This is a genomic window from Curtobacterium sp. ME26 (assembly GCF_903970945.1).
Taxonomy (GTDB): domain Bacteria; phylum Actinomycetota; class Actinomycetes; order Actinomycetales; family Microbacteriaceae; genus Curtobacterium; species Curtobacterium citri.
Genome location: NZ_CAJCKG010000042.1, coordinates 1 through 24,761, shown reverse-complemented (window position 1 = coordinate 24,761; position 24,761 = coordinate 1). Strand labels below are relative to the sequence as shown.

The 24,761-nt window shown below is 71.7% G+C and carries 26 protein-coding genes; 7 read left to right on the top strand and 19 right to left on the bottom strand.

The features are described from left to right. On the bottom strand, positions 1-375 hold a 375-nt coding region (locus H7A69_RS13945; protein ID WP_259346239.1), incomplete at its 3' end, for an SDR family NAD(P)-dependent oxidoreductase. 42 nt (positions 376-417) lie between these two features. Between H7A69_RS13945 and deoC the strand changes: the two genes are divergently transcribed. The 3 genes from deoC (at position 418) to H7A69_RS13930 (ending at position 2,971) form a co-directional block, all read left to right on the top strand. Continuing rightward, positions 418-1,173 (top strand): deoxyribose-phosphate aldolase, encoded by a 756-nt coding sequence (gene deoC, locus H7A69_RS13940; RefSeq protein WP_310648889.1) that lies wholly within the window; start codon positions 418-420, stop codon positions 1,171-1,173. 131 nt (positions 1,174-1,304) lie between these two features. Continuing rightward, complete coding sequence (locus H7A69_RS13935) at positions 1,305-2,294, top strand: ROK family protein (protein ID WP_182047527.1); 990 nt, start codon at positions 1,305-1,307, stop codon at positions 2,292-2,294. 122 nt (positions 2,295-2,416) lie between these two features. Beyond that, positions 2,417-2,971 carry a type IV toxin-antitoxin system AbiEi family antitoxin gene (locus H7A69_RS13930; protein WP_182047526.1) on the top strand — a complete coding sequence of 185 codons (555 nt, stop codon included), beginning with the start codon at positions 2,417-2,419 and terminating at the stop codon, positions 2,969-2,971. On the opposite strand, the gene H7A69_RS13925 is transcribed toward H7A69_RS13930, so the two are convergent. From H7A69_RS13925 to ybaK, 17 genes are all read right to left on the bottom strand, one after another. Further along, on the bottom strand, positions 2,958-5,300 hold the full coding sequence (locus tag H7A69_RS13925) for a RelA/SpoT family protein (RefSeq protein ID WP_223246487.1): 2,343 nt from the start codon (positions 5,298-5,300) through the stop codon (positions 2,958-2,960). The two genes, H7A69_RS13930 and H7A69_RS13925, sit on opposite strands and share 14 nt — an antisense overlap. Positions 5,301-5,348: 48 nt before the next feature. After that, on the bottom strand, positions 5,349-5,696 hold the full coding sequence (locus tag H7A69_RS13920) for a rhodanese-like domain-containing protein (RefSeq protein ID WP_182047525.1): 348 nt from the start codon (positions 5,694-5,696) through the stop codon (positions 5,349-5,351). After that, the gene (secF, locus tag H7A69_RS13915; protein WP_182047524.1) at positions 5,696-6,700 is read right to left on the bottom strand and encodes a protein translocase subunit SecF; all 1,005 of its coding nucleotides are present in this window, start codon (positions 6,698-6,700) and stop codon (positions 5,696-5,698) included. The genes H7A69_RS13920 and secF overlap by 1 nt, the downstream gene beginning before the upstream one ends. Continuing rightward, entirely contained in the window at positions 6,700-8,451 is a 1,752-nt protein-coding gene (gene secD / locus H7A69_RS13910; protein WP_182047523.1) for a protein translocase subunit SecD, read from the bottom strand. The genes secF and secD overlap by 1 nt, the downstream gene beginning before the upstream one ends. 94 nt (positions 8,452-8,545) lie before the next feature. Then, positions 8,546-8,941, bottom strand: a complete 396-nt coding sequence (locus H7A69_RS13905) for a preprotein translocase subunit YajC (RefSeq protein WP_182047522.1) — start codon at positions 8,939-8,941, stop codon at positions 8,546-8,548. Positions 8,942-9,118: 177 nt separating this feature from the next. After that, the gene (ruvB, locus tag H7A69_RS13900; RefSeq protein ID WP_182047521.1) at positions 9,119-10,147 is read right to left on the bottom strand and encodes a Holliday junction branch migration DNA helicase RuvB; all 1,029 of its coding nucleotides are present in this window, start codon (positions 10,145-10,147) and stop codon (positions 9,119-9,121) included. After that, the gene (gene ruvA / locus H7A69_RS13895; RefSeq protein ID WP_182047520.1) at positions 10,144-10,764 is read right to left on the bottom strand and encodes a Holliday junction branch migration protein RuvA; all 621 of its coding nucleotides are present in this window, start codon (positions 10,762-10,764) and stop codon (positions 10,144-10,146) included. The genes ruvB and ruvA overlap by 4 nt, the downstream gene beginning before the upstream one ends. Before the next feature lie 10 nt (positions 10,765-10,774). Beyond that, a complete protein-coding gene (gene ruvC, locus H7A69_RS13890) occupies positions 10,775-11,398 on the bottom strand; it encodes a crossover junction endodeoxyribonuclease RuvC (RefSeq protein ID WP_069710906.1) in 624 nt (207 codons plus the stop codon). 3 nt (positions 11,399-11,401) lie between these two features. After that, a complete protein-coding gene (locus H7A69_RS13885) occupies positions 11,402-12,166 on the bottom strand; it encodes a YebC/PmpR family DNA-binding transcriptional regulator (RefSeq protein WP_069710907.1) in 765 nt (254 codons plus the stop codon). A 126-nt stretch (positions 12,167-12,292) separates the two neighbouring features. After that, entirely contained in the window at positions 12,293-12,889 is a 597-nt protein-coding gene (gene pdxT, locus H7A69_RS13880) for a pyridoxal 5'-phosphate synthase glutaminase subunit PdxT (protein ID WP_411469369.1), read from the bottom strand. Next, positions 12,883-13,803 (bottom strand): pyridoxal 5'-phosphate synthase lyase subunit PdxS, encoded by a 921-nt coding sequence (gene pdxS, locus H7A69_RS13875; protein WP_069710909.1) that lies wholly within the window; start codon positions 13,801-13,803, stop codon positions 12,883-12,885. The genes pdxT and pdxS overlap by 7 nt, the downstream gene beginning before the upstream one ends. A 12-nt stretch (positions 13,804-13,815) precedes the next feature. Beyond that, on the bottom strand, positions 13,816-14,454 hold the full coding sequence (locus H7A69_RS13870; RefSeq protein WP_182047518.1) for an HIT family protein: 639 nt from the start codon (positions 14,452-14,454) through the stop codon (positions 13,816-13,818). Further along, the gene (thrS, locus tag H7A69_RS13865) at positions 14,454-16,475 is read right to left on the bottom strand and encodes a threonine--tRNA ligase (protein WP_411469368.1); all 2,022 of its coding nucleotides are present in this window, start codon (positions 16,473-16,475) and stop codon (positions 14,454-14,456) included. Before thrS ends, H7A69_RS13870 begins: the two co-directional genes overlap by 1 nt. Positions 16,476-16,536: 61 nt before the next feature. Continuing rightward, positions 16,537-17,079, bottom strand: coding sequence for an adenine phosphoribosyltransferase (locus H7A69_RS13860; RefSeq protein ID WP_069710910.1), 543 nt, complete (start codon positions 17,077-17,079; stop codon positions 16,537-16,539). A 217-nt stretch (positions 17,080-17,296) separates the two neighbouring features. Then, the gene (locus H7A69_RS13855; protein ID WP_182047517.1) at positions 17,297-17,530 is read right to left on the bottom strand and encodes a hypothetical protein; all 234 of its coding nucleotides are present in this window, start codon (positions 17,528-17,530) and stop codon (positions 17,297-17,299) included. A gap of 663 nt (positions 17,531-18,193) precedes the next feature. Next, positions 18,194-20,767: an ATP-dependent Clp protease ATP-binding subunit gene (locus tag H7A69_RS13850; RefSeq protein ID WP_182047516.1), complete on the bottom strand. Its 2,574-nt coding sequence runs from the start codon at positions 20,765-20,767 to the stop codon at positions 18,194-18,196. A 119-nt stretch (positions 20,768-20,886) separates the two neighbouring features. After that, positions 20,887-21,372, bottom strand: a complete 486-nt coding sequence (gene ybaK, locus H7A69_RS13845) for a Cys-tRNA(Pro) deacylase (RefSeq protein WP_069710913.1) — start codon at positions 21,370-21,372, stop codon at positions 20,887-20,889. Between the two features lie 67 nt (positions 21,373-21,439). On the opposite strand from ybaK, the gene H7A69_RS13840 reads away from it, so the two are divergent. Next, a complete protein-coding gene (locus H7A69_RS13840) occupies positions 21,440-21,730 on the top strand; it encodes a DUF6412 domain-containing protein (RefSeq protein WP_182047515.1) in 291 nt (96 codons plus the stop codon). A gap of 56 nt (positions 21,731-21,786) precedes the next feature. After that, entirely contained in the window at positions 21,787-22,524 is a 738-nt protein-coding gene (locus H7A69_RS13835; RefSeq protein WP_182047514.1) for a YidC/Oxa1 family membrane protein insertase, read from the top strand. 24 nt (positions 22,525-22,548) lie between these two features. Here the strand turns inward: H7A69_RS13835 and H7A69_RS13830 are convergent, their stop codons facing one another. Continuing rightward, positions 22,549-22,860 carry a hypothetical protein gene (locus H7A69_RS13830; protein WP_182047513.1) on the bottom strand — a complete coding sequence of 104 codons (312 nt, stop codon included), beginning with the start codon at positions 22,858-22,860 and terminating at the stop codon, positions 22,549-22,551. Positions 22,861-22,985: 125 nt separating this feature from the next. Between H7A69_RS13830 and H7A69_RS13825 the strand changes: the two genes are divergently transcribed. Then, positions 22,986-23,867 carry a hypothetical protein gene (locus H7A69_RS13825; protein ID WP_182047512.1) on the top strand — a complete coding sequence of 294 codons (882 nt, stop codon included), beginning with the start codon at positions 22,986-22,988 and terminating at the stop codon, positions 23,865-23,867. Positions 23,868-24,104: 237 nt separating this feature from the next. Continuing rightward, positions 24,105-24,710 carry an MFS transporter gene (locus H7A69_RS13820; protein WP_259346238.1) on the top strand — a complete coding sequence of 202 codons (606 nt, stop codon included), beginning with the start codon at positions 24,105-24,107 and terminating at the stop codon, positions 24,708-24,710. Positions 24,711-24,761: the final 51 nt, after the last annotated feature.

Sequence of the window (24,761 nt, the reverse complement as noted above, 5' to 3'; positions counted from 1 at the left end):
CTTGCGGCTGCGGAGGTGCTTGGAGAGCTCGCCGTCGGGGTGGAGCCCACCCAGGTAGACGAACCGACCGACCCCGGCGTCGCGTGCCTCGCGCGCCATCGTCTCGACGGCGTCCCGCTCGGCCTGCTCGAAGTCGCCGTCCGCGCCCATCGCGTGCGCCAGGTAGTAGACCGCCTCGATCCCCTGCACCGCGGCACGGACGGCCTCGGCGTCCTGCAGGTCGCCCGCGGCGATCTCCACGTCGTCGTGCCACGGCACGTCCTGGAGCTTGCGGGGCGTGCGGACGAAGACGCGGACGCGGTGTCCGGCCTCGAGGAGACGGGGGACGAGACGTCCTCCGATGTAGCCGGTTGCACCGGTGACGAGGACCTGCATGAGGGGCACGGTACGCCGGTCGCCTCCGGGTAGTCTTTCCGGGTGGACAACGCAGCAACCCCCGCAGACCAGGTCCGTCCCGCGCCGCTCGGCGCCGACGAGGTGCGGGCCCTCATCGACCACGCGATCCTCAAGCCGGAGCTGACCCGCGCCGACGTCGACGCGCAGCTCGACGAGGCCGCTGCGTACCGCGTGTTCAGCGTGTGCGTCCGTCCGAGCGACGTGGCCCACGCCGTCGAGCGCCTGCAGGGCACCGGGGTCGGCGTCGGCACCGTCATCGGCTTCCCGCACGGCACCACCACGACCGCCACGAAGGTCGCGGAGTCCCTGCAGGCCCTGACGGACGGCGCCTTCGAGCTCGACATGGTCCAGAACATCGCCGCAGCACGCTCGGGTGACTGGGAGCGCGTCGAACAGGACGTCCGCGCCGTCGTCGACGCCGCCGGGGACACCGTCGTGAAGGTCATCCTCGAGACGGCGTTCCTGACCGACGACGAGGTCGTCGCGGCCTCGCGTGCCGCACAGCGTGCCGGTGCCGCCTTCGTGAAGACCTCGACGGGCTTCGCCGGTGGTGGCGCGACCGCCGAGCACATCCGGCTCATGCGCGAGACGGTCGGACCGGACACCGGCGTGAAGGCCTCCGGTGGGGTCCGCGGTCTCGACACGCTCGTCGAGATGGTCGACGCCGGCGCCGACCGCATCGGTACGAGCGCCTCCGCCCGCATCCTCGACGAGCTCGCCCACCGTGCCGAGACGGGCGGAGCCTCCGCCCTCGGCGACGACACCACCTCGTACTGAGTCCCCCGGGCCCGCACGAGGCCCGGACCAGCACCACCCAACCCGACCCCGTCGCCCGGGTCGGCACGCACCGACGCGTGGACGCGTCGGACAGCCGCACCGGGCCTCCAGACCGCCGCATCGGAGCGCGCATGTCCAGCACCGCACCCCAGTCCCCCTCGTCCCCGTCGTCCCCGTCGTCCCCGTCAGGCTCGGCGCTCGCACTCGCCGTGGACCTCGGTGGCACCAAGGTCGAGGCGGCCTTCGTGACCGACCAGGGCGTCGTCGTGCCGGGCACCCGGCACCGCAGCCCGACCGGGCCCCAGCGGACGTCGGACGAGCTGCAGGCGGCGGTGGACGAGGTCGTCACCGCGACGCTCGCGACCCTGCCGACCGACGCGGTCCTCGCCGGTGTCGGCGTGGGGTCCGCCGGGCCGGTCGACGAGGAGCGAGGGCTCGTCTCGCCGCTCAACATGCCGGTCTGGCGCGGGTACCCGCTGCGTGACCGGATCGCCGCGCTCGTGCCGGACGGCGTCCCGGTGACGCTCCGGATGGACGGCCTCGCGATCACGCTCGCCGAGCACTGGGTCGGCGCCGCGCAGGGCTCGGACCACGTCATGGGCATGATCGTGTCGACGGGCGTCGGCGGCGGCCTCATCCTGCACGGCCGGACGGTCAGCGGTCCGACGGGCAACGCCGGCCACATCGGGCACGTCGAGTGCGGCGGGTTCGACGATCCCTGCGCCTGCGGCGGCACCGGCTGCCTCGAAGCGGTCGCCAGCGGCCCGAAGACCGTGGCCTGGGCGCAGCGTCAGGGCTTCGCCGGAACGACCGGCGAGGAGCTCTCCGCCGCGTACGCCGCGGGCGACGAGATCGCGGTCGCCGCGGTCCGACGGAGTGGGCGGGCCCTCGGGCAGGCGATCGCGGCCGCGACCAGCCTGGTCGACCTCGAGGTCGTGGCCATCGGCGGCGGGTTCTCCCACGTCAGCCCGGACCTGTTCACGTACGCCCGGGAGGCCGTGGCCGAACGGGTCGAGTTCGGCTTCGTGACGAAGGTCCGGATCGTGCCGACCGGGCTCTCGCAGGACGGTCCGCTCATCGGCGCCGGCGCCCTGGTGCACCGCGCCGACGTCCTGCGCTGAGCGGGGCGGCAGGGCCGGACCGCGCCGACGTCCTGCGCTGAGCGGGACCTCGGGAAGGCCGGACGTCCACCGACCTGTGCACAGGGCCCCTGGACGCCCTGCCGGTCGGGCAGGATGAGCGGGTGCCGACCCCGCGCCTGCTGACCAGCGACGACTGGCCGGAGGCGGAGCTGCGCGCCGCGGTCCTCGCCGGCGAGCTCGTCGCCGTCGGACGGTGCTGGGCCTCCCCCGCCGAGCCGCAGGTCCCGGCGCTCCGGGCCGCTGCGCACGCGTGGCGGATCCCGGACCGGCGCCTGGTCGCGGGCGGGCGGTCCGCTGCCTGGATCTGGGGCGCGACGGCACGCGAGCCGGCCGTGCCCGAGGTGGTCGCACCGCCGAACCTGCGCGTGCGCGTCGACGCCGACGTCCGCCTGCGCGAGGTTCGGCTGGAGGACGGCGACGTGGTCGTGCTCGGGACCGTCCGGGTCACCACGCCGCTGCGGACCGCACTCGACCTGCTGCGTGCGCCCGGCCCCTTCGCCGCCGACGCGCGGGACTGCCTGCAGGGGCTCGTCGCGATCGGCGTGGTCGACCCCGATGCCGTCCGGGCGCGACTCGACGCGCTGGGGACGGTGCCGATGGTCCGTCAGGCGGCGCGGCGGCTCGCGGAGGTGACGGGGCCGGTCAGCCGGCGCTGACCCGGTACACGTCGTACACGGCGTCGATGCGGCGCACCGCGTTGAGCACGCGGTCGAGGTGCGTCGTGTCGCCCATCTCGAACACGAAGCGGCTGAGCGCGAGCCGGTCGGACGACGTCGACACGGTCGCCGACAGGATGTTCACGTGGTGGTCGGTCAGCACACGCGTGACGTCGCTGAGGAGCCCCGACCGGTCGAGGGCCTCGATCTGGATCTGCACGAGGAAGACCGACTTGGACGACGGCGCCCACTCGACCTCGATCATCCGGTCCGGCTCGTTCATGAGCGACTTCACGTTGGTGCAGGACGCCTGGTGCACGGACACGCCCTGACCGCGGGTGATGAACCCGACGATCTGGTCGCCCGGCACCGGGGTGCAGCACTTCGCGAGCTTCACCAGGATGTCCGGCGCGCCGCGCACGAGCACGCCGCTGTCGCTGTTGCGCAGCTGTCGGCTCGTCACCTGGCGCGGGAAGGCCAGCTCCGGCTCGTCGGTCTCCGACTCCGTCTGGACGTTGCCGAGCACCTTCTCGATGACCGACTGCGTGGAGACGTGCCCCTCGCCGACGGCCGCGTACAGCGCCGAGACGTCCTCGTACCGCATCGACGACGCCACCTCGGCGATGGAGTCCTGGCTCATGATGCGCTGGAGCGGGAGGTTCTGCTTCCGCATGGCCCGCGCGATCGCGTCACGACCCTGCTCGATCGCCTCCTCGCGACGCTCCTTGGTGAACCACTGCTTGATCTTGTTGCGGGCCCGCGGGCTCCGCACGAAGGTCAGCCAGTCCTGGCTCGGCCCCGAGTCCGGGTTCTTCGACGTGAAGATCTCGACGACGTCACCGCTGGAGAGCGCGCTCTCGAGGGGCACGAGTCGACCGTTCACCTTCGCACCCATCGTGCGGTGCCCGATCTCCGTGTGCACCGCGTAGGCGAAGTCGACCGGGGTCGCGCCCGCCGGCAGGCCGATGACCTTGCCCTGCGGGGTGAAGACGTACGTCTCCTTGGCACCGATCTCGTACCGCAGCGAGTCGAGGAACTCCCCCGGGTCGCTCGTCTCGGCCTGCCAGTCGGTGATGTGGGCGAGCCACGCCATGTCCTGGTCGTCCGTCGTCGACGCGGTGTCGACATCGCGTCCCGCTGCCCGCTGCTTGTACTTCCAGTGCGCCGCAACACCGAACTCGGCCCGCTGGTGCATCTCGTGCGTGCGGATCTGGATCTCCACGGCGCGACCCTGGGGCCCCAACACCGTCGTGTGCAGCGACTGGTACAGGTTGAACTTCGGCGTCGCGATGTAGTCCTTGAAGCGCCCCGGCAGCGGCGTCCAGCGCGCGTGCACCGAGCCGAGCATGGCGTAGCAGTCGCGCACGGTCGGCACGAGCACGCGGATCCCGACCAGGTCGTAGATCTCGTCGAACTCGCGCCCCCGCACGATCATCTTCTGGTAGATCGAGTAGTACTGCTTCGGCCGACCCATGACCTCGCCGCGGACCTTCGCGGCCTTCAGGTCCTTCTTGAGCGTGCCGATGACGTTCTGCACGAACTGCTCGCGGCGCGGCTGCCGCTCCTTGACCAGGCTGTCGATCTCGACGTAGAGCTTCGGGTGCAGGACCGCGAACGACAGGTCCTCGAGCTCCAGCTTGATCATCTGGATGCCGAGTCGGTGCGCCAGGGGCGCGTAGATCTCGAGCGTCTCCTTGGCCTTCCGCGTGGCCGACGCGGACTCGACGAAGCCCCACGTGCGCGCGTTGTGCAGGCGGTCGGCGAGCTTGATGACCAGGACACGGATGTCCTTCGACATCGCGATGACCATCTTGCGGACGGTCTCGGCCTGCGCACTGTCGCCGTACTTGACCTTGTCGAGCTTCGTGACGCCGTCCACGAGCATCGCGATCTCGTCGCCGAAGTCGGCCCGGAGCTCGTCGAGCTGGTAGTCCGTGTCCTCCACCGTGTCGTGCAGCAGCGCGGCGGCGATCGTGATGGTGCCGATGCCGAGGTCGGCCAGGATCTGCGCCACCGCGACGGGGTGCGTGATGTACGGCTCGCCGGACTTGCGCTTCTGCCCGTCGTGGGCGCGCTCCGCGACCGAGTACGCACGCTCGATGAGCGTGACGTCGGCCTTGGGGTGGTGCGACCGCACCGTCCGGATGAGCGTGTCGACGGCGCCCGCGGGCTGCGCCCGCGAGAACAGGCGGGGCAGGAGGGACCGCAGGGACCCGAGGTTGCCGGTGGTCGTCGCGTTCAGCGGACTGGAGGGCCGTGGTGCGGAACCGGGACGGCTCGCGTCGGGCGACGGCGCACCCTGGGGCGAGGACTCACGGGTGTCCGTCATGTTGCGCCTCCAGTGCGGGTACGGTCCGGCAAGCCTACGCGCGTCCGGTCAGTGCTCGTGACGCGTTTCGCCCTGGGCGTCGCGCACGACCGGCTGGCCCGCCTGCTCCCAAGCGACCATGCCGCCGGTCAGGTTCACCGCGGGGACGCCGGACTGCTCGAGGGCGGCGACCACCCGGGCCGACCGCGCCCCGGAGTGGCAGACGACGATCGCGGGCTGGTCGCCACCGTCGATCTCCTGCCAGCGGGCGACGAGCTCGGACATCGGCACGAGCGTCGCCTCGGGGGCGTGCATCTCGTCCCACTCCCCCTGCTCGCGGACGTCGAACAGTCGGGCGCCCGCGTCCAGCCGACGACGTGCCTCGGCGACGTCGACGTCGTGCACCTCGACCGCCATCAGGCGACCTCGGCCGCGGCGTCGACCTCGCGCTGGCGCTTCTCGGCAGCGCGGGTCTTCCTCGCGTCGGCCTCCTTGACCTTCGGCTCGTTCTCCCGCAGGTGCGCGTACATCGGCGACGCGATGAAGATCGTCGAGTAGGTGCCGACGATGATGCCGATGAAGAGCGCGAGGGAGATGTCGCGGAGGGTGCCGGCGCCGAGCACGTACGATCCGATGAAGAGGATCGCGGCGACGGGCAGCAGCGCGACCACCGAGGTGTTGATCGAGCGGACGAGCGTCTGGTTCACCGCGAGGTTGACCGACTGCACGAAGGTGCGGTGCGACTCCTGCGCGGTGTTCTCGCGCACCTTGTCGAACACCACGACGGTGTCGTAGAGCGAGTATCCGAGGATCGTGAGGAAGCCGATCACCGCGGCCGGCGTCACCTCGAGCCCGACGATGCCGTAGACACCGGCGGTGATGAGCAGGTCGTGCAGCAGCGCGACCATGGCGGACACCGACATCTTCCAGGTGCGGAAGTACAGCGCCATGACGACGGCGGCCAGCGCGAGGAAGATCACGAGGCCGCGGATGGCCTGCGCGAGGACGTCCGCACCCCAGGTGGCACCGATGTAGGTCGAGGCGACCTGGTCGTCGGAGACACCGTAGGCCTGCGCGAGCGCGTCCTGCACGTCGCTCGTCTCACGGTCCGTCAGCTGCTCGGTCTGGACGCGGATGCCGTCCTGGCCGACCTGCGAGACGCGCGGGATGCCCTCGGGCACGATCGACTCGACCGTGCGGGTCGCGATGGACTGGTCGAGGTCCTTCGCGTTGGAGATCGTGAACTCGGAACCACCGGTGAACTCGATGCCGAGGTGGTAGCCGCCGCGGAGCCACGGCACCGCGAGCGAGACCACGATGGCGATGATCGCGACGAGGTACCAGGTCTTCCGGCGCCCGACGATGTCGTACGAGCGCTTGCCCGTGTAGAGGTCGCTGCCGAACTGGCTGAAGCTGGCCATCAGTCGTCCTTCCCGTCCGGCGTCGAGCCGTTGTCGCCGGAGGCCTGCTGGGCCTTCCGCTCTGCGATCGTCTGGCGGCGCTGGGCCTCGCCCGCACTCCGCTGGCGCTTGCCGTCGACGACCGGTGCGCGGAACTGCGCACGGCCGCGGTAGACGGCGCCGAGTGCGGACGGGTCGAGTCCGCTGAACCTGTGCCCCTCGCCGAAGAAGCGGCTGCGGGCGATGAGCTGCATCATCGGGTGCGTGAAGAGCACGACGACGACGATGTCGATCAGGGTGGTGAGGAGCAGCGTGAACGCGAAGCCCTTCACGTCGCTGACGGCCAGGATGTAGAGCACGACCGCGGCGAGGAAGTTGATCGAGTCGGACGCCAGGATCGTGCGGAGGGCCCGCCGCCACCCCGCCTCCACGGCGCTCTCGAGGCCGCGCCCGTCGCGCAGTTCGTCGCGGATGCGCTCGAAGTAGACGATGAACGAGTCCGCGGTGATGCCGATCGCGACGATCAGACCGGCAACGCCGGCGAGCGACAGGCGGTAGTCCACCCGCCACGACATGATCGCGATGACCAGGTAGGTCAGCACCGCGGCCACACCGAGCGACAGGACCGTCACGAACGCCAGTGCGCGGTACTGGATCACCGAGTAGATGACCACCAGGATCAGACCGATCAGACCGGCGACGAGACCGCCGACGAGCTGGGCGGTGCCGAGCGTCGCCGAGATGTTCTCGTTCGACTGCACCTGGAAGTTGATCGGCAGGGCACCGTACTTGAGCTGATCGGCGAGGGTCTTCGACGACTCGGCGGTGAAGCCACCCGTGATCTGCGCCTTGCCGTTGGTGATCGCGGCGTTGGCCGCCGGTGCCTGGATGACCGTGCCGTCGAGGACGATGGCGAACTGGTTCTGCGGCGGCTGGAGCTGCACGAGGCGACTCGTGACCTGACGGAAGTCGTCCGAGCTCTGCCCCCGGAAGGTCAGGTTGACCGCCCACTCACCGGTCGTCGCACCCTGACTGTCGGTGGCGAGGCCCGAGGTCGCGTTGCTGATCCCCGAACCGGAGACCTCGACGGGGCCGAGGATGTACTTGGCGGCACCGTCCTGGTCACACGTGACGAGCGGCTCGTCGTCCGGCGCCGCGGTGACGTCGTCCGGCGCAGCGCAGTTGTAGTTCGTGTACAGGTCCTGGAGCGCCGGGGTCACCTGTGCGAGGTCACTGCCGTTGGTCGGCTTCGTGCTCGGGGTGGCGTCGAGCGACGCGGGCGGCGAGTACGGCGTCGGCGAGGCGGTCTTGCCGTCGCTCCCGCCGACCGCCGAGTTCGTGGCGGCTTCCGTGTAGAGCACCGGGCGGAAGGTCAGCTTCGCCGCGGCCTCGATCCGGTCGATCGTCGCCTTGTCGGGCTTGCCCGGGATCGACACCACGATGTTGTTCGTGCCCTGCGTGTTGATCTGGGACTCGGAGACGCCGGTCGCGTTGATGCGCTGGCGGATGATGTTGACCGCCTGGTTCAACTGCTGCGAGGTGACGGAACCGCCCTCGGTGTTCTGCGCCGCGAGCGTCAGCTGCGTGCCGCCCTGCAGGTCGAGCGCCAACTCCGGGACCCAGCTCGCGCCGGCGAACCACTCGTTGGTGTCGTCCTTGCTGTTGGCGGCGAGCACCGACGCGGCGGTGTTCAGGCCCGCCAGGGCGGCCATGATGATCACCAACCAGGTGAGCGAGCGCAACGCCTTCTTGACGGGTGTCGATCGTGCCACCGGTCGTCTCGTCTTTCTGTTCAGGACCGACGGCGGCGAGGCCGGCGGCAGGAGGTGTGGTCGCCGGGTCGGTGGACCCGGCGACCGGGGAGCATCAGTCTTCGGTCTTGCGCTTCGCCGGGTCGACCTCGTCGACACGCTCGCCGTAGACCGGCTCACCGTTCAGCTCGGCGACCGGCTTCGGGGCGGTGGTCTCGTCGTCGGCCACGACGGCGGTCTCGACGTCGGACGCGTCCTCGTCGACCACGCGCGACAGGGTCTGGCGGTGCACCGTCACGACCGTGCCGGGAGCGACCTCGACGTCCGCCGTGACCTTGTCGTCGTCGACCGACACGAGCGTGCCGTAGAGGCCGAACGAGAGCATGACGCGGGAGCCCGGGACCATCTTCGTCTGGAGCTCCGCCTGCTGCTTCTTGCGCTTGCGGCTGCTGTAGAACATGAACGCGGCGAACGCCACGATGATGACGATGAGGAAGAGTGATTGGTCCATGGGGGCGGTGCCTTCTCTGGTTGCTCGGATCCAGCCGGAGCGGTCGCTGCTCGGCTTCGGGCCGTAGCAGTCTAGGGCACGGGTGTGTCCGTGATCGGGCAGGTCACCGTGAGCGTCCTGACCGACTGCGAGGGCCGGTCGGGCGAAATACCGTGTACCAGCGTACCGTACAGGCGATCACTCGTCGAACAGGCCGGGCTGTCCGGCGGTGCCGTCCCCCGGGGTCATGCCGAAGTGCCGCCACGCCTGCGGGGTGGCGATCCGGCCACGCGGTGTCCGGGTGACGAGGCCGACGCGCACGAGGAACGGCTCGACGACCGACTCGATCGTCTCGGACTCCTCGCCGACGGACACCGCGAGGGTGTTCAGGCCGACCGGTCCGCCGTCGAAGCGCGTCAGCATGGTCTCGACGACGGCGCGGTCGAGACGGTCGAGGCCGAGGTCGTCGACGTCGTAGAGGTCGAGCGCGCCCTGCACGGCTGCCATGCCGTCCGTCGTGCGGTGCACGAGCGCGAAGTCACGCACCCGTCGCAGCAGGCGGTTCGCGATGCGGGGTGTCCCGCGTGAACGACCCGCGATCTCCCGGAGCGCCGAGCGGTCGATCGCGAGCTCGAGCAGGTGGGCCGCACGGATGAGGACCTGCTCGAGTTCATCCTTCTCGTAGAACTCCAGGTGGGCGGTGAACCCGAAGCGGTCGCGGAGCGGGTTCGGCAGGAGGCCGGCACGGGTGGTCGCGCCGACGAGGGTGAACGGTGCGAGGTCGAGCGGGATGCTCGTCGCACCGGCACCCTTGCCGACCATGACGTCGATGCGGAAGTCCTCCATCGCGAGGTAGAGCATCTCCTCCGCCGAACGCGCCATCCGGTGGATCTCGTCGATGAAGAGGACCTCGCCGGGAACGAGCGAGGAGAGCACCGCGGCGAGGTCACCGGCGTGCTGGATCGCCGGTCCGCTCGACATGCGCAGCGGACGGCCGGACTCGTGCGCGACGATCATCGCGAGCGTCGTCTTGCCGAGCCCGGGCGGACCGGCCATCAGGATGTGGTCCGGGGTCCGGTCCTGCAGCGCGGCGGCCCGGAGGAGCAGGTCGAGCTGCCCGCGGACCTTCCGCTGCCCGACGAACTCGTCGAGCGACTTCGGGCGGAGCGCCCCCTCGAAGGCGAGCTCCTCCTGCGACTCGGCGCCCGCGGACGTGATGCCGCTCACCGACCGGCTCCGGCCGGACGCAGCGTCCCGAGTGCCGCGCGGAGCAGGGCCTGGGTGCCCATCGCCGCCGCACCCGGGTCGCCGGCGACGACGGCGTCGACCGCGGACTGCGCCGCGTCCTCGCGCCAGCCGAGCCCGACGAGGGCGGTCACGACGTCGACCGCCGCGGGGTGGGCGGTCGCCGCACCGGCGGTGGTGGGGAGGGCTGCCTGCTCGAAGGCGACGAGCTTGCCGGAGAGTGCGACCGTGATGAGCTTGGCGGTCTTGGGGCCGATGCCCGAGACCTTGCGGAACGCGGCGTCGTCCTCGCTCGCGACGGCGTTCGCGACCTGCGCCGGGTCCATGTGGGCGAGGACGCCGAGCGCGGACTTCGGGCCGACGCCGGAGACGCTGCGGAGCAGGTCGAACACCTGCAGCGCATCGGTCGACTCGAAGCCGAACAGCTGCTGCTCGTCCTCGCGCACGATCATCGCCGTGCGCAGGAAGACCTCGGCGCCGTGCCGCATGGTGAGGGCGTGCGCGGGCGTGACCGTGACGGCGTAGCCCACTCCCCCGACCTCGATCACGACGGCCGATCCGGCGACGTCGATGCAGGTTCCCCGGAGGCTCGCGATCATGCCCACGAGCCTAGGGCCGCCCGCCGACGAAGCCGGACCGCCGCGCGGCCGCAGCCTCGGCGCGCGCGAGGGGCGTGTCGGCGGTGCCTGCCTGCGCGTCGCGCCACGCACGCTGCGCCGGGGTGAGCGTCGCCGGGCCGGGGCCGACCCGGTCGGGTGATCCGAGCCTCCAGGCATGGCACACGGCCAGGGCGAGCGCGTCCGCGGCGTCGGCGGGCTTCGGTGCCTCGTCGAGACCGAGCACGCGCGCGATCATCGTCTGCACCTGCCGCTTGTCCGCGTTGCCGTAGCCGGTGACGGCAGCCTTGACCTCGGACGGTGTGTGCAGACCGACGGGCAGGCCCCGGGCCGCTGCTGCGTGCAGCGCGAGCCCGGAGGCCTGTGCGGTCCCCATGACGGTCCGGACGTTCGCCTGCGCGAACACCCGCTCGACCGCGACGGCGTCCGGACGGTGCTCGTCGATCTCGGCCTCGATGCCCTGCGCGATGCGCAGCAGCCGCTGCTCGAGCGCCATGTCGGCCGGCGTGCGCACGACCGTGACGTGCACCAGCCGGGCCCGCCGGTTCGGTGCGACCTCGACCACGCCGACGCCGCACCGGGTGAGCCCGGGGTCGACCCCGAGCACCCGGAGCACCGGCTAGTCCTCGTCCTCGTCGAGCTCGGCCTGGACGTCCGCGGGGATGTCGAAGTTGGCGTAGACGTTCTGCACGTCGTCGCTGTCCTCGAGCGCGTCGATCAGCTTGAAGACCTTGCGCGCGGTGTCCGCGTCGACCGGGACCTTCACGCCGGGCACGAACTCGGCGTCGGCGGAGTCGTAGTCGATGCCGGCGTCCTGCAGCGCGGTGCGGGCCGCGACGAGGTCGCTCGCCTCGGTGATGACCTCGAAGCCGCCGCCCTGGTCGACGACGTCCTCGACACCCGCGTCGAGGACGGCCGTCATGACGGTGTCCTCGTCGAGCCCGTCGACCTTCGTCACCGAGATGACGCCCTTGCGCGAGAAGTTGTAGGCGACGCTGCCCGGGTCGGCCATGGTGCCGCCGTTGCGGGACATCGCCGTCCGGACCTCGGCCGCGGCGCGGTTCTTGTTGTCGGTGAGGCACTCGACGAGCATCGCGACGCCGTTCGGGCCGTAGCCCTCGTACATGATCGTCGTGTACTCGATCGACTCACCGGTCAGGCCGGCGCCGCGCTTGATGGCGCGGTCGATGTTGTCGTTCGGCACCGAGGTCTTCTTGGCCTTCTGCACGGCGTCGACCAGCGTCGGGTTGCCCGACAGGTCGGCACCGCCCATCTTGGCGGCCACCTCGATGTTCTTGATGAGCTTGGCGAACGACTTCGCACGGCGCTGGTCGATGACCGCCTTCTTGTGCTTGGTCGTTGCCCACTTGGAATGCCCGGACACGGTGCTCCTTGGTCTCGCTGAAGATCCGGATCAGTTTACCGGCCCGGGAGGCACGGTGCCGCCCCGGCGCGCTGGTCGCGTGCAGCGTGTGGTCGGGGCGCGGCGGGGCAGGCGGAGCGGACCAGGTCAGGCGGAGCGGACCAGGTCGAGGAAGCGCCGGTGGAAGCGGTCCTCGCCGGCGACCTCGGGGTGGAACGCACTCGCGATGACGTTGTCCTGCTGCACCGCGACCACCTGGCCGTCGGACAACGCGCCGAGCACCTGCACCCCGTCGCCGTGCTCTTCCACCACGGGCGCACGGATGAACACCGCGTGCACCGGGGCGTCGCCGAGCGCCGGCATCGGGATGTCGGTCTCGAACGAGTCGTTCTGGCTGCCGAACGCGTTCCGCCGCACCGTGGTGTCGAGGACGTCGAGCGTCTGCTGCCCGGGGATGCCCGCGGCGATGCGCGAGGACAGCATGATCATGCCCGCGCACGTGCCGTACGTGGGGAGTCCGCCGCGGATCGCCGCCGACAGCGGTCCGGCCACGCCGAACGCACGGGACAGCTTGTCCATGACGCTCGACTCGCCGCCGGGGATCACGACGCCGTCGAGCGCCGCGATCTCCTCCGGCCGCCGGAGCGGCACGACGTCCGCGCCGAGCTCCGTCAGCGAGGCGATGTGCTCGCGGAAGTCACCCTGCAGCGCCAGGACCCCGATGCGGGGCCGGGCGCTCACCAGCCGCGCTCGGCGAGGCGGTGCGGCGCGGGGACGTCGGCAACGTTGATGCCGACCATCGCCTCGCCCAGCCCGCGGGAGACCTCGGCGATGACCTTCGGGTCGTCGTGGAAGGTGACGGCCTTGACGATGGCGGCGGCGCGCTTCGCAGGGTCGCCCGACTTGAAGATGCCGGAGCCGACGAACACGCCGTCCGCGCCGAGCTGCATCATCATCGCGGCGTCGGCCGGGGTGGCGACACCACCGGCGGTGAAGAGCACGACCGGGAGCTTGCCCGTCTGCGCGACCTCCTTGACCACGTCGAACGGGGCCTGGAGCTCCTTGGCCGCGACGTAGAGCTCGTCCTCCTTGAGGTACCGCAGCGCCGCGATCTCCTTCGAGATCGTGCGGATGTGCTTCGTCGCCTCGGACACGTCGCCCGTACCGGCCTCGCCCTTGGAGCGGATCATGGCCGCGCCCTCGGTGATGCGGCGGAGCGCCTCGCCCAGGTTGGTGGCACCGCAGACGAACGGCGTGGTGAAGTTCCACTTGTCGATGTGGTTGACGTAGTCGGCCGGCGAGAGGACCTCGGACTCGTCGATGTAGTCCACGCCGAGCTCCTGCAGGACCTGCGCCTCGACGAAGTGGCCGATGCGGGCCTTCGCCATGACCGGGATCGACACGGCGGCGATGATCTCCTCGATCATCGACGGGTCGGACATGCGGGCGACGCCGCCCTGCGCGCGGATGTCGGCAGGGACGCGCTCGAGCGCCATGACGGCGGTCGCGCCCGCTTCTTCCGCGATGCGGGCCTGCTCGGCGTCGATGACGTCCATGATGACGCCACCCTTGAGCATCTCCGCGAGGCCGCGCTTGACGCGATCGGAGCCGGTGATCGAGGTGCCGTTGGTGCCCGGGGTGCTGGTGCTGTCGCTCATGATGCCGACAGTCTAGTCCGCGGCGGGCCAGCCCTCGGCGACGAGTCGGCGGGTGTCACCGAGCAGCTGGGACATCGACTTCGTCCGCGCGATGATCGGGAAGAAGTTCGAGTCCGAGGCCCACCGCGGCACGATGTGCTGGTGCAGGTGCGCGGCCACACCGGCTCCGGCGACCTCGCCCTGGTTCATCCCGATGTTGAAGCCGTCGCAGTGCGACACCGCCCGCAGGACGCGCATCGCCGTCTGCGTCAGTTCCGCCATCTCGCGGGTCTCCTCCGGCGTCGCCTCGTCGTAGAGCGGGACGTGCCGGTAGGGGCAGACGAGCAGGTGCCCGTTGTTGTACGGGAAGAGGTTGAGCAGCACGTAGGCGTGCGCACCGCGGGCGACGATCAGGCCGTCCTCGTCGGACATGCCCGGGGCGGCGCAGAACGGGCAGTCGTCGTCGTGCCCGCGCCCCACGCCTTCCCGACCGGCGTCGATGTAGGCCATCCGGTGCGGGTTCCAGAGGCGCTGGAAGGCGTCCGGCACGGCGGCGCCGGTCGCGGCGTCGCGGATCACCAACCGCTCGTCGGCGGCCTCGGAACCGGCCACGTCGACGACGTGACCGGTCCCCGGGACCTGCTCCGGGCCTCCCGGCCGTTCCTGGTCCATCAGACCTGCGCGCGGTCGCGGATCGCGGTGAGGATGCGGTCCACCGCCTCGTCCACCGGCACGCCGTTGTCCTGGCGACCGTCGCGGAAGCGGAACGACACCGCACCGGCGTCGCGGTCGTCACCGCCCGCGATGAGCTGGAACGGCACCTTGGCCTTGGTGTGCGTGCGGATCTTCTTCTGCATGCGGTCGTCCGAGTGGTCGACCTCGGCGCGGACGCCGTGCGCGCGCAGCTTCGCGACGACCTCGTCGAGGTAGTCGCCGTACTCGGCCGCGACCGGGATCGCGACGACCTGCACCGGGGAGAGCCACGCCGGGAACGCGCCCGCGTAGTGCTCGGTGAGGACGCCGAAGAAGCGCTCGATCGAGCCGAACAGGGCACGGTGGATCATCACCGGGCGCTGCCGGGAGCCGTCCGGTGCCGTGTACTCGAGCTCGAAGCGCTCCGGCAGGTTGAAGTCGAGCTGCACGGTCGACATCTGCCACGTGCGGCCGATCGCGTCGCGGGCCTGCACCGAGATCTTCGGGCCGTAGAAGGCCGCGCCGGCGGGGTCCGGAACGAGCTCGAGGCCCGACTCCTCGGCGACCTCGCGCAGGGTGTTCGTCGCGACCTCCCACACGTCGTCGTCGCCGACGTACTTCTCCGGGTCCTTCGTGGAGAGCTCGAGGTAGAAGTCGTCGAGGCCGTAGTCGCGGAGCAGCGACAGCACGAACTGGAGGGTCGTGGTCAGCTCCTCCTTCATCTTCTCCTGCGTGGTGAAGATGTGGGCGTCGTCCTGCGTCATGCCGCGCACGCGGGTCAGGCCGTGGATCACGCCGGACTTCTCGTTGCGGTAGACCGTGCCGAACTCGAACATCCGCAGCGGCAGGTCGCGGTAGGACCGGGCCTGCGAGCGGTACGCCAGGATGTGCATCGGGCAGTTCATCGGCTTGAGGTAGTAGTCCGCCCCCTGCCGCGTGACGTTGCCGTCCTCGTCGCGGGCCTCGTCCATGTGCATGGCCGGGAACATGCCGTCCTTGTACCAGCCGAGGTGACCGGACTGCTCGAACAGGTCGCCCTTGGTGATGTGCGGCGTGTAGACGAAGGAGTAGCCCTCCTGCTCGTGCCGACGGCGCGAGTAGTCCTCCATCTCGCGGCGGATGATGCCGCCCTTCGGGTGGAAGATCGCCAGGCCCGAACCGATCTCGTCCGGGAACGAGAACAGGTCGAGCTCGGCGCCGAGCTTGCGGTGGTCGCGCTTCGCAGCCTCTTCGAGACGGAGCTGGTACGCCTTGAGCTGGTCCTTGTCCGGCCACGCCGTGCCGTAGATGCGCTGCAGCTGCGGGTTCTTCTCCGAGCCGCGCCAGTACGCCGCCGCGACGCGCATGAGCTTCGAGGCGTTGCCGATCCACCGGGTGTGCGGGACGTGCGGGCCGCGGCAGAGGTCCTGCCAGACGACCTCGCCCGACTTCGGGTCGACGTTCTCGTAGACCGTCAGCTCGCCGGCGCCGACCTCGACGCTCTCACCGGAGTCGCCCTCGTCCGCGGCGCCCTTGAGGCCGATGAGCTCCTGCTTGAAGGGCTCCCCCGCCATCCGCTCGCGTGCTTCGTCGTCGGTGACGACGACGCGACGGAAGCGCTGGGCCTGCCGGATGATCCGGTCCATGCCCTTCTCGATCGCCTTGAGGTCCTCCGGCGTGAACGGCTCGGCGACTTCGAAGTCGTAGTAGAAGCCGTCGGTCACGGGCGGCCCGATGCCGAGCTTGGCGTCCGGGTTGATCTGCTGCACGGCCTGCGCGAGCACGTGCGCGGCCGAGTGGCGGAGGATGTCGAGGCCGTCCTGCTCCTGCAGGGTGACCGCCTCGGCCGTCTCGCCGTCCTGCACCGCCGCGTCGAGGTCCTTCAGGACGCCGCCGACGCGGATCGCGACCACGCCACGCTCGCCGTCGAAGAGCTCGGTGCCCGTCGTGGTCGTCGTCGCGGTGCGGGGCTCGGGTGCCTGGGGCAGGTCTGCGGGCGCTGGTGCGACTGACTCGGTCACGATCGTGGTGCTCCTCGGTTGGTTCAGGGGTGGGTCAAGACTAGTGCGCGGCGGCGGACGCTCAGGCGGGGACGCGGCCGAGTGTGGTGACGGGCAGGCGGGGCTCGAGGCGCTCGCGACCGGCGAGTCCGTCGAGCTCGAGCAGCGACGCGAAGCCGACCGCCTCGTACCCCGCGCGCTCGAGCAGCGTGACGGTCGCCGCCGCGGTGCCGCCGGTGGCGAGGACGTCGTCGACGACGAGCACCCGCGTGCCCTGCGGCAGCTGCCCCGGGCGGAGTTCGAGCTCGGCCTCGCCGTACTCGAGCGCGTACTGCTCGCTGAGGACCTCGCCGGGGAGCTTGCCGGCCTTGCGGACGGTCAGCACACCGACCTGGTGCTGCGCGGCGATGCCGCCGGCGAGGGCGAAGCCGCGCGCCTCGATGCCGGCGACGGCCTGGAACCCGCCGCCGATCGCGAACGGCGCCGCGAGGGCCTCGCACACGCGGCCGAAGGCCACGGGGTCCGAGAAGACCGGCGTCACGTCGCGGAAGAGGATGCCCGGCTTCGGGAAGTCCGGGACGACGGCGGTGAGGCGTTCGACGAGTGCAGCTGCGGTTTCGGTCACCGGACAACGGTACGGGAGGCACGGGGGTGCGTCGTGCGCAGCCGGCCCCTCGCCGCGTGGCCGGCCCCTCGCCGCGTGGCCGGCCCCCACCGTCGAACCACGGAGACGACGTCGAACCAGGCGGGAGACCTGGTTCGACGTCGGTTCCGTGGTTCGATCACCGCCGCGACGAGCGCGGCGGTCGCGGGCGGGCGGGCGGGCTGGGCGCTGCGCCGCGTCAGCGCCAGAGGCGCATCGCGGCGCCCTGCGTGAGCCAGTCGAGCTCGCGCTCGCGCCGCTCGCGTTCGAGCCGCTGACGGGTCGCGAGGTCGACCGAGGGGCGGACGTGGTGCGTCCGACGACTCCAGATGATCAGCGACATGCCGATCCGGAGGGCGATGCGGTCGGCGAGCGTGACCCGGCTGCGCACCGCGCGGGTGCCGGGGGGACGGACGTCGGTGTCGTTCGACACGGTGGTGCCTTTCGTGGGTGCCCGAGGGCATGACGGAGAACCCGACCACCGAGCGCACGAATGCGTCGGGAACGGGTCAGCGAGATCGCCCGGAGAATGCGGGCGAGAATGACCGCAGGGCGCGCAGGAATGCGCACGGCTGCATTGTCGGTGACCGGTTGCGGTCACCGTGTGGAGTCGTCGCGCGAGACGTCCGCCGCTCGCGGTCCGACCTCGGCGCACGCGCACCGTGCCCGGTTGGCCGCCGTCAGCAGGACGGACGACCGCGGACGGCACGGTGTGTGCGGCCCGTCACAGCGGGGCTGTGCGGGCACGACCGGAGAGGCACCACGTCAGGGGTGCGACGACCTCGGTCGGTCGAGGGAGGACGGCTGGAGCGGGACGTCCCGCGTCAGTGCGAACGGAGCGGGGTGCCGTCGATCGCGCGGACTCCACGGAACGGGTTCATCGCGGTGATCATCATTGTCGGCCCCCTCTCGGTCTCGTACAGCCGGTGATGCTCGTGAACACTATCGGCGTCGGGAATGCGAGCGCAACCCCTTTCTCGAACATTCCCGGAATTGCATCGCCGAACATGATCGGCACCACCGGACGCAGCACGGCCCCGGTACCGCTGAAGGTACCGGGGCCGTGTCGTCCGGGTGTCACCGGACCGCTGCCGGGCTAGACCGTTGCCGGGGCGGGTGCGCGGGCCACGAGCCCGCCGTCCTCGACGTCGATCCGGACGGTGTCACCGTCGTGCGCCTGCTCGTCCACCACCAGGGTCGCGATGCGGTCGTCGACCTCGCGCTGGATCAGCCGACGGAGCGGGCGGGCGCCGTACTCCGGCTCGTAGCCGTGCTCGGCGAGCCAGTCGGTCGCGGCGTCCGACACCGACAGGGTCATGCCCTGCGCGAGGAGCCGGAGCGCGGTGTCCTGCAGCAGCAGGTCGACGATCGACCGGAGCTGTCCGCGCTCGAGCTTGCGGAACAGCACGATGTCGTCGATCCGGTTGATGAACTCCGGACGCATCGACTCGCGCAGCCGGCCCATGACTCGGGCACGCAGGTCGTCCTCGGAGTAGCCGCCGTCTGCCGATGCCGAGAACCCGAGGGCCCCGGAGCGGGACGCGAGGAACTCCGACCCGATGTTCGACGTCATGATGACGACCGTGTTGCGGAAGTCGACCGTGCGCCCCTGCCCGTCGGTGAGCCGTCCGTCGTCCAGCACCTGCAGCAGCAGGTTGAAGACGTCGGGGTGGGCCTTCTCGACCTCGTCGAGCAGGATCACCGAGTACGGGTTGCGACGGACGCGCTCCGTGAGCTGCCCGGCCTCGTCGTAGCCGACGTACCCGGGAGGGGCACCGACCAGGCGGGACACGGTGTGCCGTTCGCCGAACTCGCTCATGTCGAAGCGGAGCATGGCGGACTCGTCGCCGAACAGCGACCCGGCGAGGGCCTTCGCGAGCTCGGTCTTGCCGACGCCCGTCGGGCCGAGGAACAGGAAGCTGCCGACCGGGCGGCGCGGGTCGCCCATGCCGGTGCGGCTGCGCCGGACCGCGGTCGCGACGGCGCGCACGGCGTCGTCCTGGCCGACGACGCGCTCGTGGAGCTCGTCCTCGAGGGAGGCGAGCCGGGAGCGGTCGCCCTGCGTCAGGCGCGTCGCGGGGATGCCGGTGGCGCGGGACACCACCTCGGCGATGTCGGCCTCCGTGATCGTGCGGTCGGCGGGGGTCGGACGGGAGGCGCTGCTCCCGTCACCCGAGGAGGCTGCGGTGATCCGCGCCTCCAGTCCGTCGATCTCGTCGCGCAGGCGCGACGCCTCCTCGTACCGCTCGTCGGCCACCGCGCGGTCCTTGTCGGCCTGCAGCTCGGCGACCTGGTCGCGGAGCGCCTCGGTGTCGACGTCGCCCGACAGGGCGAGACGACGACGGGCGCCCGCCTGGTCGACGAGGTCGATGGCCTTGTCCGGCAGGTGCCGGTCCGTGACGTAGCGGTGCGAGAGCTCGACCGCGGCGCGGAGGGCCTCGGGCGTGTACTCGACGTCGTGGTGCTCGGCGTACCGAGGGGCGAGCCCACCGAGGATCGCGACGGCGTCCTCGACGCTCGACTCCCCCACCGTGACCGGCTGGAAGCGACGCTCGAGCGCGGCGTCCTTCTCGATGCGCCGGTACTCGTTCAGGGTCGTCGCGCCGACCAGGTGCAGGTCGCCGCGCGCCAGTCGGGGCTTGAGGATGTTGCCGGCGTCCATCGAGCCGCCCTCGCCGCCGCCGCCCGCACCGACGACCGTGTGGAGCTCGTCGACGAACACGATGAGCTCGTCGGCGTGTGCCGCGATCTCGTCCATCGCCTTCGTCAGGCGCTCCTCGAAGTCACCGCGGTAGCGGGTGCCGGCGAGCATGCCGGGCAGGTCGAGAGCGACCACGCGCTTGCCCTGCAGGAGGACGGGCACGTCGCCGTCGGCGATGCGCTGCGCGAGGCCCTCGACGATGGCCGTCTTGCCGACACCGGGCTCACCGATGAGGACGGGGTTGTTCTTCGTGCGACGGAGCAGGATCTCGACCGTCTGCTCGATCTCGTCGGCACGGCCGATCACCGGGTCGATGCGACCGTCGCGGGCGCGCTCGGTGAGATCGGTGCCGAACTGGTCGAGCGTCGGGGTGTCGCTCTCGGTCGTCGTGGTGTCGGGCATCGGGCGCCCCTCTCGTGCTGCTGCCGCGGCCTGCTGGGCGAAGTCCTGCACGGCCTGCGGGGTGACACCGGCGCTCGCGAGCAGCTGCCCGGCGACGGTGTCCTGGTCGGTGACGAGCGCGAAGAAGACGTGCTCGGGGTCGGTGTAGGTGCTGCCGAAGCCCTTGGCGGCCTGGGTCGCCTCGAGCAGGATCCGCTGCGCGGTGCCGGTCAGCGTCGGGCGCCCCTCGACGGGCTCGTCGGTCGGGGCGGGGAGGCGCTCCTCGACCTCGGCGGCGAAGCGCTCGGGGTCGACGCCGGCGTGGCGGAGCACCGCGGCGAAGGGGTCGGCGCCCACGAGCACGTGCAGGACGTGCAGGGCGTCGATCTCGCGCTGCCCCTGCGACGCCGCGTACTCGGCGGTGCGCTGGAGCAGGTCGTGCGTGCGGCGGCTGAGCAGCCGCGTGATGTCGACCGGTCGCCCGAACGGTACGGACCGCTGGGCGCCGGACTGCTGTGCCGCGAGCAGGCGGGCGAGGAACGCGTCGAACGCGTCGCTGCTGCCGGTCGGGCCGAACGTCTCTGGCAACGGGACCTCCTGGGGAACTTGAGTGCCTTCGACTCAATGCAACGCAGGAGGCGCCGGGTCATTCCCGGGAGGTGGAAGAAGTTGCGTTGGCTCGACTCAGGTCCGCGCTGGGGTCCTGTTCAGGTCCGCGCGATGGCCGCGGTCGAGGCGTCGGTGACGCGGACGAGGTCGGTCGGAGCGACCTCGATGTCGAACCCGCGACGGCCTCCGGAGACGAAGATGCTCGGGTAGGTCAGCGCCGACTCGTCGACGACCGTGCGGAGCGGCGTCTTCTGCCCGACCGGACTGATCCCGCCGACGACGTACCCGGTCCGCTTCTCGGCGAGGGCCGGCTGCGCCAGCGTCGCCTTCTTGCCGCCCAGGGCTGCGGCGATCGCCTTGAGGTCGAGTCGGTTCGCGACGGGGACGACCGCGACCGCGAGCTGCCCGTCGACCGAGACCACCAGGGTCTTGAAGACCTGCTCCTCGCGGAGGCCGAGCGCCGCGGCTGCTTCCTCGCCGAAGTTCGTCGCCGTCTCGTGGTGCTCGTAGACGTGCGGCGTGAACGGGATCCCCGCCCGCTCGAGGGCGAGGGTCGCTGGGGTGCTCGGCGATCCTGCGGTCATGCCTGTGATCCTGCCCGTCCACACCCGACGGTCCGCCGCGGCACGCGGGCGTTACGCTGAACCGACCATGACCGTCATCGAGCTCCTGCTGCGTGCCGTCGCCGCGCTCCAGCTCGGTGACGCCTCGGTGGCCTCCCCCGCGCCGCTGCTCGCCGTCGCCGCCCTCGGCCTGGCGGCGGTGGCCGCGACGGTCTTCGTCGTCCGCGTGCTCGCCACGGTGCTCGGGCTCGACGTCGACCCGACCGCCGACGGCCGGACGAGGGAGGCCGTCGAACGGCCGACGCGGATCGGGTGGCGGCACCCGGACGCCGATGGTCACGTGCGGTCGCGAGCGCCGGGCGCGGTGACGCCGGCCTGACCACCCGCGGGTGGTCGGGTCACGTGACCGCGTACCCCTCGACCGAACGGATCGTCATGGACGTCACCACTCTGCCCGTCGTCGGGAGCCTGCTGCACGCCGGCGCCGACCTGCTCACCGCCCTCACCGACGGGCTCGCGCCCGTCGCGGGGGCCGCCGCGGCCGCACTCGCGGTCGTCCTCGTCACGCTCGCCGTCCGTGCGGCGCTCGTCCCGCTCGCCGTGCTGCAGGTGCGGGCCGAACGGGACCGCCGTCGCCTGGCGCCACAGGTCGCGGCACTCCGCCGACGGTACGGCAGCGACACGCGTCGGCTCCAGGAGGCGCTGCAGCGGCTGTACACGTCGGAGCACGTCTCGCCGCTCGCCGGCTGCCTGCCGGTGCTCGCGCAGGCTCCGGTCCTGTCGCTCGTGTACACGCTCTTCACCCACGCGTCCGTCGCGGGCGCCGCGAACGCCCTGCTCGACGCCACCCTCGTCGACATCCCGCTCGGACACACGCTCCTCGCGGTGCTGGCAGGACCGCTCTGGACGCACGCCTGGATCGTGCTCGTGCTGCTCGGCGTGCTCGCCGTCACGGTCGAGCTGTCGCGGCGTGCCGGTTCCCGCTGGAACCCCGTCGACGCACCGGTTCCCGGAACGCCCGGCGGCGGGACCGCGGCGGCCGTGGCCCGGTGGGTGCCGTTCGTCTCCGTCGCCTTCGCCGCGGTGGTCCCGCTCGCCGCGACGCTCTACGTCGTCACGAGTGCGGTGTGGACGCTCGGCGAGCGGGCCGTGCTGCGGCGACTGGTGCGCTGAGCTCGGTCGGTGCCGCCAGGGTGCCTAGCCGCCCTGGCCCTCCTGCTGCGGGCCCTGGTCGACCGGGTCGTACTCCGACCCGCGGCCCTGCTCCTCGTCGGGCGTCGGTACGTGGCGCTCGGTGCCGCTCCCCCCGGGGCTCGTCGCGACGTAGTCGGCCTCGCCGGACTGGGTGTCGTGGCTGAGCGCCTCGAGGGTCTCCGGGTCGGCGTCGTGCCGGACGGCGTCGTGTCGTTCCTCGCCGGGCCGTTCGTCGTGTGGCGCGCCGTGCCGGTCCGTCGTGGGCGGGGTCGTCGGCACGTCGGTGGCGGACGCGGGGTCACGGTCGGGGCTCATGGGTCCCGTCTACCCCCTCGAACTGGGCGGGTGCGCGGACCGGCCGGAGCCCGCACCGGGGCGGACGGCGCTGCGCCTCGGTGGGAACATGGGCGACGTCCGGTGCGTCCGGACCGGGAGTGCGCATGGCAGACGACGACGTCACCGCGGAACGGGCACGACTCGAGGCGCTCGCGTGGGGTGCCGGGTCGTCGGCCGAAGCCGCCGCTCGGGCGCGGGCCGCGCTCCGGGACCTCGACGTGCGACAGGACCCCGACGCGCGACCAGAACAGGACATGCGGACGGATCACGACGCCCGGCCGGAGCCCGACGCACGTCTGCACCGCGACACACGACCCGACCCCGGCACGCACCGGGCGTCCGACGGTGGCGCGGCGACGACGACGGGAGCCGAGCCGGCGGGACGGACCGGCACCGCCGGTACCGAGCCGGGGAGCGACGGGGGCGCGGTGGACGACGGGGGTGGGGCGGGCCTCCCGGCCGGACCGACGACCTGGCGGACACGAGCCCGCTCACTGCTCTGGACCGCGCGCCCGCGCGCCTGGATCGCGCTCGGTGCCGCGGCCGTGCTCGGCCTGACGTTCGCCGCCGGGACGCTCGTCGGCACCTCGCACGACCAGCCCGCCGCCGCGCCGAGCACGACGCCGAGTGCCGGGACGGTCACGCTCGAGGAGCTCCTCGACATCCCGCAGACGTACGCCGACCAGCTGCCGGGTCCGGTCGAGGCGCCGGTGAGCCTGCGGACCACGCGGCTCGTGTTCACGAACCGGGCGCTCGACGGCAGCTCGTTCGAGACGCCCTGGAACGTCTGGGCCGGCGTCGGCACCGACCGCGAGACCATCTGCCTGGTGGCGACCGCGAACCGACTCGAGTCGACGACCGCCTGCTACCCGCGCGAGGACGCCCTGCACGGGAACGTCTCGCTCTCGGCGCAGTCGATGAGCGGCACGCTGACCGTCACCCTGCGGGGCGGCGGCGTCCAGGGCACCGTGACGAACGAGAACTGACCGGGGAATGTCCGCTCCCGCGGTGCGTTGGAGCGCTCCTGTGACTTTCCGCGGGGGTCTCGCGCGATCCGGATGCAGCGTGCAACACTGGAGGAGCGCACTCGCCGTGGAGTCGTCCCACAACACCACGTCCGGGTCGGTCGACCCGGACGACGAACCGCGAGCGCGCCCCGCACCCCCACCGTCAGGACGGTGAGCTGCTGCGTGCTCCGGTGTCCCCCGGAGGAGGTCAGCAGCGTGTCCACCAACACCACCACCTCGGCCGTGTCGACGCACACGAGGCCGATCACCGTCACCAGCAGGTCCGTCGTCGGCATCGCCGTGCTCGGTCTCGCGACGTTCTTCGCGATCACGACCGAGCTCATGCCGGTCGGCCTGCTCGGCACCATGAGCCGTGACCTCGGCGTCTCCGAGTCCACCATGGGCGTCGTCGTGACCGTGTACGCGGCGGCCGTCGCGATCCTCGCGCTGCCGCTCACCGCGTTCACCGCACGGCTCCCCCGCAAGGCGGTGCTCGTCGCCACCCTGGTCGGCTACGCGGTGTCGAACGTGATGGTCGCGCTCGCCCCGACCTTCGCCGTCGTCTGCGCCGGACGCGTCGTCGGCGGTGTGGCACACGCGCTGTTCTTCTCGGTCGCGTCGGCCTACGCGACCCGCATCGTGCCGCCCCGGCTGGCCGGCCGGGCGATCGCCTTCGTCTACTCCGGCAGCTCGCTCGGCTTCGTCCTCGGGGTGCCCCTCGCGACCTGGGTCGCGCAGAGCACCGGCTGGCGGCCGGCCGTCGGCGGGGTCGCACTCGCCGCCCGCCGACCCCGCGGCGCCAAGTCTGGAGGACGCCTGTGAGGGGACCGTCGTGCACAAGCGGTGCTCGGTGACATACAGGCGAGACGAGCG